15 protein-coding genes are annotated in these 15,980 nt (G+C 39.2%); 13 read left to right on the forward strand and 2 right to left on the reverse strand.

Annotation, left to right across the window (positions count from 1 at the left end):
• Nucleotides 1–33: 33 nt before the first annotated feature.
• From argH to DWX65_RS00230, 9 genes are all read left to right on the forward strand, one after another.
• On the forward strand, nucleotides 34–1,446 hold the full coding sequence (argH, locus tag DWX65_RS00190; protein WP_117698565.1) for an argininosuccinate lyase: 1,413 nt from the start codon (nucleotides 34–36) through the stop codon (nucleotides 1,444–1,446).
• Between the two features lie 172 nt (nucleotides 1,447–1,618).
• Complete coding sequence (gene asd / locus DWX65_RS00195; protein ID WP_118172529.1) at nucleotides 1,619–2,704, forward strand: aspartate-semialdehyde dehydrogenase; 1,086 nt, start codon at nucleotides 1,619–1,621, stop codon at nucleotides 2,702–2,704.
• A gap of 156 nt (nucleotides 2,705–2,860) precedes the next feature.
• Nucleotides 2,861–4,222: an ATP-binding protein gene (locus tag DWX65_RS00200; protein ID WP_118172530.1), complete on the forward strand. Its 1,362-nt coding sequence runs from the start codon at nucleotides 2,861–2,863 to the stop codon at nucleotides 4,220–4,222.
• 89 nt (nucleotides 4,223–4,311) lie between these two features.
• Entirely contained in the window at nucleotides 4,312–7,506 is a 3,195-nt protein-coding gene (locus DWX65_RS00205; RefSeq protein WP_118172531.1) for a type IA DNA topoisomerase, read from the forward strand.
• A complete protein-coding gene (locus DWX65_RS00210; RefSeq protein ID WP_117841114.1) occupies nucleotides 7,484–8,155 on the forward strand; it encodes a UDP-N-acetylglucosamine pyrophosphorylase in 672 nt (223 codons plus the stop codon). The genes DWX65_RS00205 and DWX65_RS00210 overlap by 23 nt, the downstream gene beginning before the upstream one ends.
• 230 nt (nucleotides 8,156–8,385) lie before the next feature.
• Nucleotides 8,386–9,099, forward strand: a complete 714-nt coding sequence (locus tag DWX65_RS00215; RefSeq protein ID WP_118172532.1) for an ABC transporter ATP-binding protein — start codon at nucleotides 8,386–8,388, stop codon at nucleotides 9,097–9,099.
• Nucleotides 9,092–10,669: a putative ABC exporter domain-containing protein gene (locus DWX65_RS00220; protein WP_118172533.1), complete on the forward strand. Its 1,578-nt coding sequence runs from the start codon at nucleotides 9,092–9,094 to the stop codon at nucleotides 10,667–10,669. The genes DWX65_RS00215 and DWX65_RS00220 overlap by 8 nt, the downstream gene beginning before the upstream one ends.
• Before the next feature lie 138 nt (nucleotides 10,670–10,807).
• On the forward strand, nucleotides 10,808–11,500 hold the full coding sequence (locus DWX65_RS00225; protein ID WP_022243201.1) for an iron-sulfur cluster assembly scaffold protein: 693 nt from the start codon (nucleotides 10,808–10,810) through the stop codon (nucleotides 11,498–11,500).
• 19 nt (nucleotides 11,501–11,519) lie between these two features.
• Nucleotides 11,520–12,530, forward strand: coding sequence for a GGGtGRT protein (locus tag DWX65_RS00230; protein WP_118172534.1), 1,011 nt, complete (start codon nucleotides 11,520–11,522; stop codon nucleotides 12,528–12,530).
• A 161-nt stretch (nucleotides 12,531–12,691) separates the two neighbouring features.
• On the opposite strand, the gene DWX65_RS15645 is transcribed toward DWX65_RS00230, so the two are convergent.
• A complete protein-coding gene (locus tag DWX65_RS15645) occupies nucleotides 12,692–12,934 on the reverse strand; it encodes a tyrosine-type recombinase/integrase (RefSeq protein WP_334294237.1) in 243 nt (80 codons plus the stop codon).
• A gap of 9 nt (nucleotides 12,935–12,943) precedes the next feature.
• Here DWX65_RS15645 and DWX65_RS15725 point away from each other — a divergent pair, with 9 nt between their 5' ends.
• The 4 genes from DWX65_RS15725 (at nucleotide 12,944) to DWX65_RS15260 (ending at nucleotide 15,025) form a co-directional block, all read left to right on the forward strand.
• Entirely contained in the window at nucleotides 12,944–13,246 is a 303-nt protein-coding gene (locus DWX65_RS15725) for a DUF6353 family protein (RefSeq protein WP_442969675.1), read from the forward strand.
• 114 nt (nucleotides 13,247–13,360) lie between these two features.
• Nucleotides 13,361–13,678, forward strand: a complete 318-nt coding sequence (locus tag DWX65_RS00245) for a type II toxin-antitoxin system RelB/DinJ family antitoxin (protein ID WP_117947094.1) — start codon at nucleotides 13,361–13,363, stop codon at nucleotides 13,676–13,678.
• On the forward strand, nucleotides 13,678–14,013 hold the full coding sequence (locus DWX65_RS00250; RefSeq protein WP_227700970.1) for a type II toxin-antitoxin system PemK/MazF family toxin: 336 nt from the start codon (nucleotides 13,678–13,680) through the stop codon (nucleotides 14,011–14,013). The genes DWX65_RS00245 and DWX65_RS00250 overlap by 1 nt, the downstream gene beginning before the upstream one ends.
• A 709-nt stretch (nucleotides 14,014–14,722) precedes the next feature.
• Nucleotides 14,723–15,025 carry a hypothetical protein gene (locus DWX65_RS15260; RefSeq protein WP_242997775.1) on the forward strand — a complete coding sequence of 101 codons (303 nt, stop codon included), beginning with the start codon at nucleotides 14,723–14,725 and terminating at the stop codon, nucleotides 15,023–15,025.
• Nucleotides 15,026–15,140: 115 nt separating this feature from the next.
• Here the strand turns inward: DWX65_RS15260 and DWX65_RS00265 are convergent, their stop codons facing one another.
• Nucleotides 15,141–15,899, reverse strand: a complete 759-nt coding sequence (locus tag DWX65_RS00265; protein WP_118172535.1) for a helix-turn-helix domain-containing protein — start codon at nucleotides 15,897–15,899, stop codon at nucleotides 15,141–15,143.
• Nucleotides 15,900–15,980 lie beyond the last annotated feature (81 nt).

Genomic DNA, 15,980 nt, shown 5'->3' on the forward strand with positions numbered 1-15,980 from the left:
ACGGACATCCGTATGGAAAGAGAGGATAAAAGAGTGGCACAGTTATGGGGTGGACGCTTTACCAAAGAGACAGACAAGCTCGTTTACAATTTTAATGCGTCTATATCATTTGATCAGAAATTCTATAAACAGGATATGGAAGGCAGCATTGCACATGTGAAAATGCTTGGAAAACAGGGCATTTTAACAGAGAAAGAAATGCAGGATATTGTAGACTGTTTAAAAGAAATTTTAAAAGAAGTAGAAGAAGGAAAGCTTATTATTACCGATGAATACGAAGATATTCACAGCTTTGTAGAGGCAAAGCTCATTGACCGTCTGGGAGATACCGGTAAGAAATTACATACCGGACGAAGCAGAAATGATCAGGTTGCACTGGACATGCGTCTTTATACCAGACAGGAAGTATTGCATACTGACAAGCTGGTAAAAGAACTTCTTGAGACCATTCTTAAGATTATGGAAGAAAATACCGAGACGATTATGCCGGGATTTACCCATCTTCAGAAAGCACAGCCGATTACACTGGCACATCATATGGGAGCTTATTTTGAGATGTTCCGCCGTGACAGACTCCGCCTGCAGGATATTTTTAAGAGAATGAATTACTGTCCGTTAGGTTCCGGTGCCCTGGCAGGAACTACTTATCCATTAGACCGTGAATATACTGCAGAATTACTTGGTTTCTATGGACCAACCTTAAACAGTATGGATGGCGTATCAGACCGTGACTACTTAATCGAATTTTTATCTGCATTATCAACGATTATGATGCATTTAAGCCGTTTCTCAGAAGAAGTTATCATCTGGAATTCCAATGAATATCAGTTTGTAGAGATTGATGATGCATACAGTACCGGAAGCAGTATTATGCCACAGAAGAAGAATCCGGATATTGCAGAATTGGTACGTGGAAAGACCGGAAGAGTATATGGCGCACTGATGTCATTGCTTACTACAATGAAGGGAATTCCCCTTGCGTATAATAAAGATATGCAGGAAGACAAGGAGCTTTCCTTTGATGCCATGGATACTGCAAAAGGCTGTCTGGCACTCTTTAACGGTATGCTCGCAACTATGAAATTCAATAAAGAAAAAATGCATGACAGTGCCAACAAGGGATTTACCAATGCGACAGATGCAGCAGATTATCTGGTAAATCATGGCGTTCCTTTCCGTGATGCCCACGGTATTGTAGGAAGAATCGTGCTTTATTGTCTGGATAAGAAGATTGCCATTGATGATATGTCATTGGATGAGTTAAAGGCAATCTGTCCGGTATTTGAAGAAGATATCTATGAAGCAATTTCCATGGAAACCTGTGTTAATAAACGTCTGACTGTTGGTGCGCCTGGTAAAGACGCAATGGAAAAAGTCATTGCATTGCATAAGGAATATCTGTCAAAGGACTGGCAGGATGAGTTGAATCTGCCGGAAGAGGCGTAGAAAATAAGTAGCTTATTTTAAAAAATTGGTACATATGTATAAGAAAAATGCAATTCACTTAGTAATTTTTGATAAATTGTGAATTGCATTTTTTGTATAAATAGGATAGTATATTTATCAGAAAGACAACTGTTCGCGATAGACGAACATAAAAACGTGAGGAGAAAAAGAAATGAGCAGCAAATTAAAAGTCGGTATTTTAGGTGGAACAGGAATGGTAGGTCAGAGATTTATCTCTCTTCTGGAGAATCATCCATGGTTTGAGGTAACTACAATTGCAGCAAGCCCAAGAAGTGCAGGAAAGACCTATGCAGAAGCAGTTGGAGATCGTTGGAAAATGGATACTCCAATGCCGGAAGCCGTTAAAAATATTGTAGTAAAGAATGTTAATGAAGTAGAAAATGTTGCAGCAGAAGTTGATTTCGTATTCAGTGCTGTAGATATGACTAAAGATGAAATCAAAGCAATTGAAGAAGCATATGCTAAGACAGAGACTCCTGTTGTTTCGAACAACAGTGCACACAGATGGACACCGGATGTTCCTATGGTAGTACCTGAAATCAATCCGGAACATATGAAAGTAATCGAATTCCAGCGCAAGAGACTGGGAACCAAGAGAGGATTTGTTGCAGTAAAACCAAACTGCTCCATCCAGAGTTATGCTCCTGTTCTTACAGCATGGAAAGAGTTTGAACCATATGAAGTAGTAGCAACTACCTATCAGGCAATTTCCGGTGCCGGAAAAACCTTTAAGGACTGGCCGGAAATGGTTGGAAATATTATCCCATACATCGGTGGAGAGGAAGAAAAATCCGAAAAAGAGCCACTTCGTATCTGGGGTGCAATCAAAGATGGTGTCATTGTACCTGCTACATCACCGGTTATTACCTGCCAGTGTATCCGTGTTCCGGTATTAAACGGACATACAGCAGCTGTATTTGTTAAGTTCAAAAAGAACCCTACAAAAGAGCAGTTAATCGAAAAATTAGTAAACTTCAAGGGAGTACCACAGGAATTAAATCTTCCAAGTGCACCAAAGCAGTTTATCCAGTACTTAGAAGAAGACAACAGACCACAGGTTTCTATGGATGTTAACTATGAAAACGGTATGGGAATCAGTGTTGGACGTCTTCGTGAGGACACCGTATATGATTGGAAATTCGTAGGATTATCCCACAATACCGTACGTGGTGCGGCTGGTGGAGCTGTTCTTTGCGCAGAACTTTTAAAAGCACAGGGTTACATTACCGCAAAATAAGCAGCAAAATATGTAACAAAATGAAGATAGAAAAGTCATATTGCAGGAAAGCAGTATGGCTTTTTTATCGTTTTGGCGTTGATAGAAAAATTAAAATGTGATATTATTTTTGTTAGAGTGACTTCTTAGAATTAGAAATTTTGGAGGATATTACCAATGATGATTCAGACATCCGAATTAAAAAAATTAGAAGAGGTATATGGACAGTCCGGCAATCAGATTGTTCTTTTATATGGAAGAGATAACTGCCAGAAAGAGCAGTTGATAAAAGAATTCTGTAAGGAGAAAAAGTTTTTTTACTATCGCGCCAGACAGGCATCCGAAAGGGAACAGGTTTTGCAGATGGGGCAGGAAGTGGAAACAAAATACGGAATTCGTCTGACACGCTATAGTTATGATGAATTCTTTAACCGCATCAAGAGTGGAGACCCGACCAAGCTTGTGGTTGTTATTGATGAATTCCAGTATATTGCCAGAAAAGATGTTGGCTTTATGAACAGCATTCTGAAACTGAAAGCAAAGAAATTATATCCGGGTCCTGTTATGATTATTCTGACCAGCTCTTCACTGGTATGGGTAGAGGAAGACTGCAGAGAAAAATATGGTGAATACTTAAAGAAGGTAGACGCAGCCATCCGCATGGAGGATGCGACATTTCTTGATGTGGTTCGACATTTCCCGGAATATGGAACCAGTCAGGCAGTGCAGGTCTATGGAATTATTGGAGGTGTGCCGGGTTATCTTACACGCTGGAATTCCAAAAAGAGTATTAAGGAAAATGTCTGTCGGCATATTTTGTCTCCGGATGGCTTCCTGTTCCATGAGGCAGAAAATTATATCAGCATTGAATTAAGAGAACTTTCTGTATATAATACAATACTTGCAGCATTGGCTTCGGGAAATAATAAGCTGAATGACCTCTTTTTAAAGACAGGCTTCTCCAGAGCAAAAATCAGTGTCTACATGAAGAATCTGATGGCATTTGATGTGGTAGAAAAGGTGGTTTCCTTTGATACCGGTGGCTGGGAGAATACGAAAAAGGGTGTTTACCGCATTGCCAATACTTATGTGAATTTCTGGTTCCGTTTTGTCTATCCACATTTATCGGACTTATATATGATGACACCGGAAGAATTTTATGATACTTATATTGAAAAAGATTTAGATGACTATATGAACCGTTATTTTGTCAAGGTGTGCCGGGAATATCTTACTTTATTAAATCGTATTGGTAAACTTCCGATTGACATTCACCGGATTGGAACCTGGGTTGGAAAGAAGGGCAATATCGATATTGTCGCCCAGAACAGTGTCCGTGAGAGCATTGTCGGAATCTGTAACTGGTCAGAGCCTTATATGACCCGCTCGTCAGGTGAAGCATTGCTTGATAATCTGAAACAGGCAAAAATTTCCGCAAAATATCTTTATATGTTTTCCGCACGGGAATTTGCAGAGGATTTAAAGCAGATGGCAGAAGAAGATAAAAGATTTGTCCTGATCGATATGAAGGAATTATAAAGTGCCGGAAAGCTAAAAATGACAGTAAAGTCAAATGATTGAAAAAGACAAAATAATAGAAATGGCACAGAAATTGGAGGAAATAACGGTTGGGTAAGTCGTTAATTATCACGGAGAAACCAAGTGTTGCCCGGGAATTTGCACGAATTCTTGGCGTATCCGGCAGAAATGACGGATATATCGAAGACAGTCACTATGCTATTACCTGGTGTGTTGGTCATCTGGTGGAAATGGTATATCCGGAAGAATATGATATAAAATATAAGAAGTGGAAGTTAGAAGACCTTCCATTTCTTCCGAAAGATTATAAATATAATGTCATACCATCTGTAAGCAAACAGTATGACATCGTACATAAGCTCTTACACCGGGAAGATATTGATACCGTTTACTGGGCAGGCGATGCCGGAAAAGAAGGACAGACCATTGAAGAGAATATCCGGCGGTTCGGTGGAGTCCGTGAAGGTATGAAAGAGCTGCGGGTATGGATAGATTCGCAGACAGAGGAAGAAATTAAAAGAGGAATTGCTGAAGCAAGACCAATGGCGGATTATGATAATCTTGCTAATTCCGGGATTATGCGTACCATTGAAGACTATGCCATGGGAATTAATTTTTCCCGTGTCATGTCTGTAAAATATGGAAATCTTTTAAATGATGCGGCAGGAACCAAGTCCTATACTGCAATTGCAGTTGGCCGTGTCATGACCTGTGTACTTGGCATGGTTGTAATCCGGGAGCGGGAAATCCGTAATTTTGTAGAGACACCATTTTACCGGGTGGTGGGAAATTTCTTTGATGCAGAGATAGAAGGTGAATGGAAAGCAATAGAAGGTTCTTCTTATTATGCATCTCCGTTGCTTTATAAAGAGAATGGATTCAAAGAAAAAGTACATGCAGAAAAATTAATTGAAGATTTAACTAATAAAACGGCGATTGTAAGAACAGTAGATAAAGGGATTTCAAAGAAACATGCACCGCTTTTATTTAACCTGGCGGAGCTGCAGGCAGAGTGCTCGAAAAGGTTTAAAATCAGCCCGGACGAGACGCTGCAGGTAGCACAGGACTTATATGAAAGAAAGCTGACTACTTATCCGAGAACAGATGCAAGAGTATTATCTTCTGCCGTTGCAAAAGAAATCAGTAAGAATATCAGAGGACTCCGTTCCTTTGAGCCGGTTGCACCTTTTGTACAAAGTATTGTGGAGCATGGTTTATATAAAAATATCGGAAAGAGCAGTTATACCGATGATAGTAAGATTACAGACCATTATGCTATTATTCCAACCGGACAGGTCAATGAATATAAGTCGCTGACGGAATTGCAGAAGCGGGTCTATGAACTGATCGTGCGGCGTTTCTTAAGTATTTTCTATCCGCCGGCACAGTATCAGACGGTAAAGCTGACCATCGGAATTGAAAAGGAATCTTTCTTTGCCGGGGCAAAAGTATTAAAGGTTCCCGGATATCTTGAAATTGCCGGAAGACCGGATACCAAAGAAAAGCGGGAAAAGGAAGATGGCGACGGAGAAGAAAACAATCCGAAGAACAGCGCAGCATTACTAAAACTTGCAGATAGTCTCAAAGAAGGAGATACCGCAGAAGTAAAAGAATTTCTGGTAAAAGAGGGAAAGACTTCTCCACCAAAGCGTTATACTTCAGGTTCCATGGTGCTTGCCATGGAAAATGCGGGACAGTTAATCGAGGAAGAGGAATTAAGAGAACAGATTAAAGGCTCCGGAATTGGAACCTCTGCTACAAGGGCAGAAATCATCAAGAAGCTGGTGCGTATCGGCTACCTTGCTTTGAATAAGAAAACACAGGTGCTGACGCCGGAAGCCTTAGGCGAGATGGTTTATGAAGTGGTGAATATGACTGTTCCGGCACTTTTGAATCCGAAGATGACCGCTTCCTGGGAAAAGGGCTTGGATGGCATTACCCAGGGAACGGTTCCGATGGAAGATTATCGGGAGAAGTTAGAGGAATTTATCCGGAAAGAAACAGTTTCCATGATAAATGAAAATCTCACCAGCCAGATTGCCGGTCAGATTCGTCCATTGGCTGGCAGCAATGCCAAAGATATGAAGGCAAGGGTTAAAATCGGAGCAACCTGTCCGGTCTGTGGCGGCGAGATTGAGACTACACCTTTTGGTTATGGCTGCTCGAATTATAATAAAGATGGCAGTGGATGCCGTTTTGCTATTGGTTCCATCGCCGGAAGAGAGCTTAACGATGAAGAAGTAAAGCAGTTATTAAGCGAAGGCAGAACCGGAGTCTTAAAGGGATTTACTTCGAAGAATAAGAAGAAGTTTTCTGCCTGCCTTGTGATGACAAAGGATGAAGAAGGAAAACCGAATATAACCTTTGATTTTTCACAGAATGAACCGGAGACCATAGAGGGCGTAAGTTGTCCGTTGTGTGGCGGAGCAATAGAAATAAAGCCATTTGGTTATGGCTGTGCCAATTATAAAGCGGAAGATGAGTCTGGCTGCCGGTTTGCCATTGGCAAAATAGCCGGGAAAGATTTAAATACCGCCCAGGTGAAGGAGCTTCTGACCAATGGAAGAACCGGAACGATTCGCGGATTTACTTCAAAGAATAAGAAGAAATTTGATGCCTGCCTGATGCTTGGAGAAGATGAGAATGGAAAGAAAGTCCTGAAATTTGATTTTGAGCATGTGGAAGCAAAGAAGGTAAAAGATGTAAAATGTCCACTGTGTCAGGGTGATATTGTGCAGACGCCATTTGGCTATGGCTGTGCCAATTATGACAGAAACAAAGAGGACAGCTGCCGTTTCTCAATCGGTAAAATAGCCGGAGTAAAATTAAAGGAAACTCAGGTAAAAGCACTTTTACTGACAGGAAAGACAGAAATTATAACAGGGTTTAAATCTAAGAATGGCAAGAAATTTGATGCACCATTGAAGCTTACCGAGGATGGACGCATTGAATTTGACTTTCCGGAGCGTCCGAAACCGGAAGAGACAAAAGTAAAATGTCCAAAGTGTGGGGCATTGTTAAAGAAAAGCCAGTGGTACTATGAATGTGACTGCGGATTCCGGGTGAACCGTTATGTAGCAAAGGTGGAACTGGCTGAAGAAGTATTAGAAGAGCTTTTTGCAAAAGGATATACCGCTAAAAAAATAACCGGATTTACTTCGAAAGCAGGAAATGTATTTGATACCTGTCTGAAGTTTGAAGAGGATGAAATCCGTTTTGATTTTGACCGGAAACCGGAAGAAGAAAGAGAGGAAGAGAAAGATGGAACAGTGCAAAATCAGTAATATGTATACATTAGAGGAGACAATCGCAAAGGATTATCTTGCACAATTTACTTATCCGTGGGAGGCACTTGCCGGAATCGGAGATTATATCAAAGAACTGGGAAAAACATTGAATCCGGATGTTTATGAACAGAAGGGTGAGGATATCTGGGTGGCAAAATCCGCTGCCGTGGCACCGACAGCATGTTTAAATGGTCCTTTAATTATTGATGAAAATGCTGAAATACGACATTGTGCATTCATTCGTGGTAATGCAATTGTCGGAAAAGGAACGGTGGTAGGCAATTCTACCGAGTTAAAGAATGTCATTCTTTTTAATTCCGTGCAGGTACCACACTATAATTATGTGGGAGATTCTATTTTAGGATACAAGTCACACATGGGAGCAGGTTCCATCACATCCAATGTAAAATCCGATAAGACACTGGTGGTAGTAAAATCTGCTGATGAGAAGATGGAAACCGGACGTAAGAAATTTGGTGCCATGTTAGGAGATTTTGTAGAGGTCGGCTGTAATTCCGTATTGAATCCGGGAACGGTCATCGGACCACATACCAATATTTATCCGCTTTCCCCGGTACGTGGAGTAGTTCCGGCGCATTCTATTTATAAGAATAAGAATGAAATTGTAAGTAAAGCAGAAGGTTAAACGGATGGAAATTTACCCGCAGAAGTTACCTGCGGTAGCTGCTTGCAGAAAAATGACAATAGAAAATTAAGAAATGAATGGTTGACAAAAACAGCTGTATGCATTACTGTATTAATTAAGTAATACATACGGCTGCTTTTTAGTTGGACGAGAACTTTGAAAAGAGTGTTTCTCGCAGTATATACGGGAAGCTTACAAAGAGTGTTTCTCGTGAATTTTGGAGGGTGAAAATGTTAGAAGTACAAGAGCTTACTAAGAAATATGGAAAGAATGTAGCAGTGGACCATGTCAGCTTTATGGTGCAGGATGGTCAGGTCGGTATCCTGCTTGGACCAAATGGTGCCGGAAAATCAACCATTATAAAGAGTATTGCAGGACTCCTTCGTTATGAAGGCGGTGTTGGTATTAATGGAATGAAGGCAAGAAGCCTGGAAGCGAAGAAAATATTTGGCTATGTACCGGAGATTCCGGCAATGTTTGAAGCACTGACGGTGCGGGAGCATATCGAATATGTGAAGCGGGCATATAACAGTGACATTACAGAGAAAGAAATAGATGCACTGCTGACACGTTTTGAACTTCTGGATAAACAGGAGAAGCTGGGAAATGAATTGTCCAAAGGAATGATGCAGAAGGTCAGTATTTGTTGTGCACTTGCTATTCATCCAAAGGTTGTTATGTTGGATGAGCCAATGGTTGGACTTGACCCGGCAGCCATAAAAGAACTGAAAGAAGTTGTGCTTGAGTTAAAAGAGAAAGGCTGTACCATTCTTATCAGTACCCATATGCTTGAAATGGTAAAAGATTTGTGGGATGTGATGTTTGTAATGGAACAAGGGAAAATTATAGCAACATTTAACAAAAATGAAATTGCGGATAAAGACATAGAAGAACTATTCTTTGAAGTGACAGAACCAAAGACTGGTGGTGAAGAACATGAGTAGTCTTTCCTTTGTTTTTTTCCAGACCATTAAGAATAAATTGAAGCGGAGCCTGAAACGGCCACAGACTTTTCTTGCACTGGTATTTGTTGTTTTATATGCAGCATTGGTATTGTATGGACTTGGTTCCATGTCTGTCGATTTCGGATTAAACAGCCCGGAAGGAATTGCAACTGTTTTATCCGTACTGATGGTTATGATTGTTCCGGCAAATCTGATTTCCTATATCAAGAGAAAAGGACTGTTGTTCCGCCCGTCAGAAGTACATTTTGTATTTGCTGCACCGGAAGAACCGAAGAAAGTTATTCTTCATGCCGGAATGAAGCAGTTCTTAACCAATTTTATTGTTGAACTATTTGTACTGGTACTTGGAATTGGTGTATTTGGTGTTACACCATATAAGATGATTTTATATTTCCTTTATGCTGGTGTGCTGGAAAATATTTTAGAGGGAGCGTTAATGATTATCTGCTATGGAAATGAAACACTTCCCAAACAGTTCTTTACCGTACTTACTTATATTATGTATGGAGTAATGGCAGCTTTTACACTGGTGGCAATCTACTTTGTTTCGGTGAAAGGCATGCAGTTATCTGTGTTTGTGGACTTAATCCAGCTTCCGGTGGTACAGCTGATTCCGATTATAGGCTGGGAAATTGCATTGATTCAGCTTATTATCATAGGCCCTGTAGGAATCAATGTGGTGGCAACCGTACTTCTTTTAACCAGTACTGTTTTGCTGGTACTTTATGCGAAAAAGATGAAGTGTACCGGAGAATTCTATGAAGATGCTGCAAAATTTGCAGAAGATTATGATGACCGGATGAAACGCTCGAAAAAGGGCGAAGTCGTAGTGGGAAATGGCAAGAAAAAGTATTTGCGGAATGTAAAGATGGCTTATAAGGGAACTTACGCTAAAGCAATTTTCTACCGGCAGGTATTAGAATACCGTAAAAACCGTTTCTTTATCTTTGGCTGGAATTCGGTGCTGTTTCTGGTTATAGGTGTGGCAATTGCGGTTGTTTCTTATTATAATAAAATTTCCAGCCAGCCTTTTAAAATGTTTGTAATTCCGGGCGTCATTGCCTATGTTATCTTTATTTTCAGCGGTTATAAGACGAAGTGGTCGAAGGAACTGGCAAATCCATACACCTATCTGATTCCGGACAGCAATTTTAAGAAAATGTGGTATGCCACCAAAATGGAGCATATCCGTGCGCTGATTGACGGACTTCTGATTACGCTGCCGGGCAGTATCGTAATGGGACTTCCGGTGTCTTACATGATTTTGACCGTCATTTTATATATGTGCCTGAATGCTAATAAGCTTTATATGAATATGCTGGCAGATGTCGTGATAGGGAAAATGTTTGGAGAACTGGGCAGAACGATTCTTCGGATGCTGTTCCAGGGACTGGTATTATGTGTCGGAATCATTGTGGTAGTAGCAACGGGAGCGTTCATTTCTGTGACTGCAGGATTTATTATGATGATAGTCGTTATATTCCTGCTGACACTGGTTGGAGCAATCGGAGCATCCTTTGCATTTGAGCGGATGGAGGCATTAGATTAACAAATTGAGAAAATTAAGGGGCATTTCCTGTAAAAAAGACTGGACGAATGTCAAAAAATGTGAGAAAATGAGGGCGGTGTGTTAAATGTATAACAAAGTTTAACATGATATATATTTCATATCGAAAGGAGTCTTATAATGATTTACACGAAGGAAGTCGAAAACATGTGTCCTGTTGCCAAGGGCGCAAAACATGAGCCAGCTCCAATTCCAGAAGAAGGAAAATGGGTTCATTCCAAAAAAATTGAAGATATTTCAGGATTTACACACGGTGTAGGCTGGTGTGCACCACAGCAGGGTGCCTGCAAGCTTTCATTAAATGTAAAAAATGGTGTGATTGAAGAAGCACTGGTTGAGACAATCGGATGCTCAGGTATGACACATTCAGCAGCAATGGCAGCAGAGGTTCTTCAGGGAAAAACAATTCTTGAAGCATTAAATACTGACCTTGTTTGTGACGCAATCAATACAGCAATGAGAGAATTATTCTTACAGATCGTTTACGGACGTACTCAGAGTGCATTCTCTGATGACGGACTTGCAGTAGGTGCTGGTCTGGAAGATTTAGGAAAAGGACTTCGTTCCCAGGTTGGTACTATGTACGCAACAAAGGAGAAAGGTGTTCGTTACTTAGAGATGGCTGAAGGTTATGTAACAGGCATCGCTCTTGACGAGAACAACGAAGTTATCGGATATCAGTTCGTTTCTCTTGGAAAAATGACAGACTTTATCAAAAAAGGTGATGACCCTAACACTGCATGGGAAAAAGCAAAAGGCCAGTATGGTCGTGTAGCTGATGCTGTTAAGATCATTGACCCAAGAGAAGAGTAAGAAAGGAGAGACGAAGATAATGGCATTATTTGAAGGATATGAAAGAAGAATTGACCAGATTAACGCTGTATTAAACAGCTATGGTATCAGCTCTATTGAAGAAGCTGAAAAAATTACAAAAGATGCTGGACTTGATGTATATGATCAGGTAAAGAAAATCCAGCCTATCTGTTTCGAGAACGCTTGCTGGGCTTACACTGTAGGTGCTGCAATCGCAATCAAAAAAGGATGCAAAAGAGCTGCTGATGCTGCTGCAGCAATCGGTGAAGGTCTTCAGGCATTCTGTATTCCAGGTTCTGTTGCTGACCACAGAAAAGTAGGTCTTGGACATGGTAACCTTGGAAAAATGTTATTAGAGGAAGAGACAGAGTGCTTCTGTTTCTTAGCTGGACACGAGTCCTTTGCAGCTGCTGAAGGTGCAATCGGAATCGCTGAGAAAGCAAACAAAGTACGTCAGAAACCACTTCGTGTTATCTTAAACGGACTTGGAAAAGACGCTGCACAGATTATTTCCCGTATCAACGGATTTACATTTGTTGAGACACAGTATGATTACAAAGCAGCAAAACTTAATGTTGTATATGAAAAAGCATATTCTAACGGACTTCGTGCAACTGTAAAATGTTACGGTGCTGATGATGTTCAGGAAGGTGTTGCAATCATGCATCATGAGAACGTAGGTGTTTCCATTACTGGTAACTCTACCAACCCAACACGTTTCCAGCATCCGGTTGCAGGTACATACAAGAAAGAATGTATCGAGCAGGGTAAGAAATACTTCTCTGTAGCATCCGGCGGTGGTACAGGACGTACCCTTCACCCAGATAACATGGCTGCAGGTCCTGCTTCTTATGGTATGACAGATACTATGGGACGTATGCACTCTGATGCACAGTTTGCAGGTTCTTCTTCCGTACCAGCTCACGTTGAGATGATGGGCTTAATCGGAATGGGTAATAACCCAATGGTTGGTGCTACTGTAGCTGTAGCAGTATCCGTAGAGGAAGCAGCAAAAGCTGGTAAATTCTAAGAAAGTGCGTAAAATCAACACTTTTAAGAGTATTAAGATGTGGTAAAAAGTAGTTGAAATCGTGCCGTTTGACAACTGTTTGACACTTATTTGACAACCACGTTTGACAACCAGATGGTAATTTATTAGGGAGCTTTTCTTTTGATTAAGAGAGCTCCCTTTTATTGCATTTTTTCCAGGTCTTTTTTTAGCCATTCTACATCACGAACCGTATAGACCGATTCCGTTATATCCTTAATCGAGTGACCAACCATTTGCTTCAGAGCATTTATATCAACATCCGCCTTCCTACATCTGGTTATAAACGTTTTTCGTGGATTATGTGGTCGATGCTCCTTATTTAATCCGAGCGACTCAATTACCTTGGTGAAACTGTAACTGTATTTATCGTATGTCATAGTCATGGATGAAGAGTGTGTTATTCCGACATCATTCAAGAGATATACGCTTTAGTTGACCAGTCTTATAAAGATTATCAGAGAAAGCTTAAAGAACTGTATGGTAAAGAAGCTCATGAAAAGATTATGGATGCTTTAAATGTTAAAAAAGCGGAAGAACGGTATATATACGGTTCATATATGTTTGGTGAATGCAACACCTATATCAACGAATCAATACCGAAGACATTATTTTATGAGCCATATTCAGACAGATTCTTCGAATCCACAATAGTAGACGTAATGCAGGCTGAATACAGAAATATATGCCAGAACTGAAAATGTTCGATTAAAAATGCCAAGTAATTTTAATTTTCATGTGCAATGTTAATACATTGTATTGACAAAGGCAAAAATGGAGAATATAATAATATTAAGAAAGGAGTGATATATATGGCAAATACAAATGTAACAATGAGAATTGATGAAACGTTAAAGGCTCAATTGCAAGAACTTATGTCCAGTCTTGGACTTGATATGACTACTTTCTTTACTATGGCTGCGAAACAGGCAGTAAGGGAGCAAGCATTACCATTTAAGCCTGATATGAATACTGGAATTTATGGATTACAAGCATATAAGTTAGCAATGCAGAACACAAATTATAATAAAGAAGGCAAAGCTGTCATATCATCTGCTGACGAATGGAATGATGAATCTGAATGGAATGATATGTTTGAACAAATGAAAAAGGAGAAAGGTGTTAAATAGTGAACAAAGGTGAAGTGTGGTTTGTGGAATTTCCTTTAGAGGAAGATGAAAGCAAATCAATAAATAGACCTGTTGTTGTACTTGATGAAAATATTCTTGGTGTATTATCAGTTAAAATCACCAAACACAAAGCAAGGAAAGAAGATCCTTATGATACACCAATTATTTATTGGGAGGAAGCTGGTTTAAGATTGGCTTCTACTGCAAGAGTATCAAAAGTAACACTTCTTACAAAAGACAGTTTTATTTTTAAAATAGGTGATTTGCACCATGAAGATTTGAAGAAAATTGAAGAGATGTATAAGAAATTTTTAAGAGATAATGGTGCTATATAGAGTTATATAGTGCCATTTCTTAAAATTCGACTTTTATCCTGTTTAAAAATGAAGTAGAGGAATTAGTTGGAACAGTTGTTGTAATAAGCCAATGAATGAATGATTTACTTGGAAAATTAGAAGAGACAATATGAAGTATCAGAGGTTTAGCATTGCTAAGTATAAATGAAAATATATTATATATTCATCATGCTAACATTGATAATTCGTATGATGAACGATGGGCAAAAATTTATATTCCAAATATGAAAAATATCCAAGGAAAAGCCGGATTATTTGGTGGAAAGTTTTCTTTCAAGTATGAAGGACAAGAATATAAATTTAAACTGCCATCAAAGGCCGGAAAATTTGTGGATTTTTTTGTGAAGTAAAAGTATGAGGATAACAGGATGAAAAACTTACAAAAGTATCTAATGATTTTGGGAACGATAATGTTAAGTATTGGGATTAGTGCGTGCTCTAAACAACCAGACTTCGATGCCAAATCTTACGTCCAAAGTTCTCTTGATGCATACTATCATGGAGAATATAAGGACTATGCGAATCTGTTAGAACTCTCGGAAAAAGATGCAAAGAAATCGAAGAGGATTTTAATGAGAGCATCCAATAGCAATTTGATGATTCCGATAACATTACGGATAAAGGAATTGCTGATTATACGGAAAAACTGACAGAAGTAAAGAAACTGGCAAAATACAAAGTACAGGATGTGAAAGAAGAGGATGGAGTTTATACAGTAAGTGTACAAGTTGAACCATCCAATGTATTTCAGACATTGCAACAAAGCTCTACAGAGGTAAGCAATGAAAAAATAAAGCAGGGATTGGATGGAAATGATCCGGAAGTCTTTGCAGCCGTATTAACAGAAAGTGTCCAGAAGAGTCTTGAAAAGAACAGTTATGGAAAAACTGTTACTGTAAAAGTATCCGTGGAAAAAGATAATTCAGGAAAATATGGTCTTTCGGATACAGAGATGAATAAGCTGGAAGCAGCGATGTTCCCAACAGAATAAGAATGAATGGAAAGCTATCAGAGGAAAAACTGGTAGCTTTCTTTTATCTTCAAGACGAGAAAAGTTCTGGCGATAGTAATGTTTAATCATCGATATTCTTATGTTATTTTCTATTTTACCAACTAATCTGGCGATGCATTTTACGATATTGTCCGGGAGTTATACCAGTGTATCTCTTAAAAATAGAAATAAAATAACTTTGAGATGAAAAATTCAAGTAAGTACTGATTTCACCCAGACTATAGTCGGAATGTGCCAGTAAATTCTGTGCCTTTTCAATGAGAACTTTATGGATAAAAACAGTAAGCGTCTGTCCGGTTTCTTTATGGAACAGGGCAGACAGATATTTAGGTGTTAAATTAACTAAAGATGCCAGTTGATTTAAGGTTAAAGTTTTATTTTTACCATGATAGATATAATTAATGACGCGAGAAATAGCTGGTGAATAGTAGTTTTTTTGCGTCTTTTTTGCTTCAGCAACACGAAGCGTAAATTCAATAGCCATCTGTTCATTTAATTTCATTAAAGCGTCAACATCGGTACATTGTTCCATTTTTCGTATATATACATCACTTAAGGAAAAAGCAGTTTCCTCATTAAGTCCTCCTTCGATGGCATATCTGGTAACTAAAGTTGTATTAGCAATACTTGCATAAAAAAGTAATTTTAATTTGGAATTGGAAGAGGTCATCTTTCCGTAAACAGTTGTTGGGAGTGAATAATAGGTATTCTCCAATGCGTGAATATCTCCGTTTGAAACACATTCGAGAATTGCTTTTTCCTGTGCATAAGATGTATGTATCCGTTCATTTTCTGCATTTTCCAACATTTCATGTGTGAGTGAAAAATTGATGTCTGACTTCATTTTATACATAGGTAATTCCTCCTGTCAAAAACACGATAAATTGACATAAAACACGATAAATCAATATAATTATATGCCGGAAATAGATAA

This window comes from Roseburia sp. AF20-18LB (assembly GCF_003461185.1).
In the GTDB taxonomy this organism is placed as follows: domain Bacteria; phylum Bacillota; class Clostridia; order Lachnospirales; family Lachnospiraceae; genus Roseburia_C; species Roseburia_C amylophila.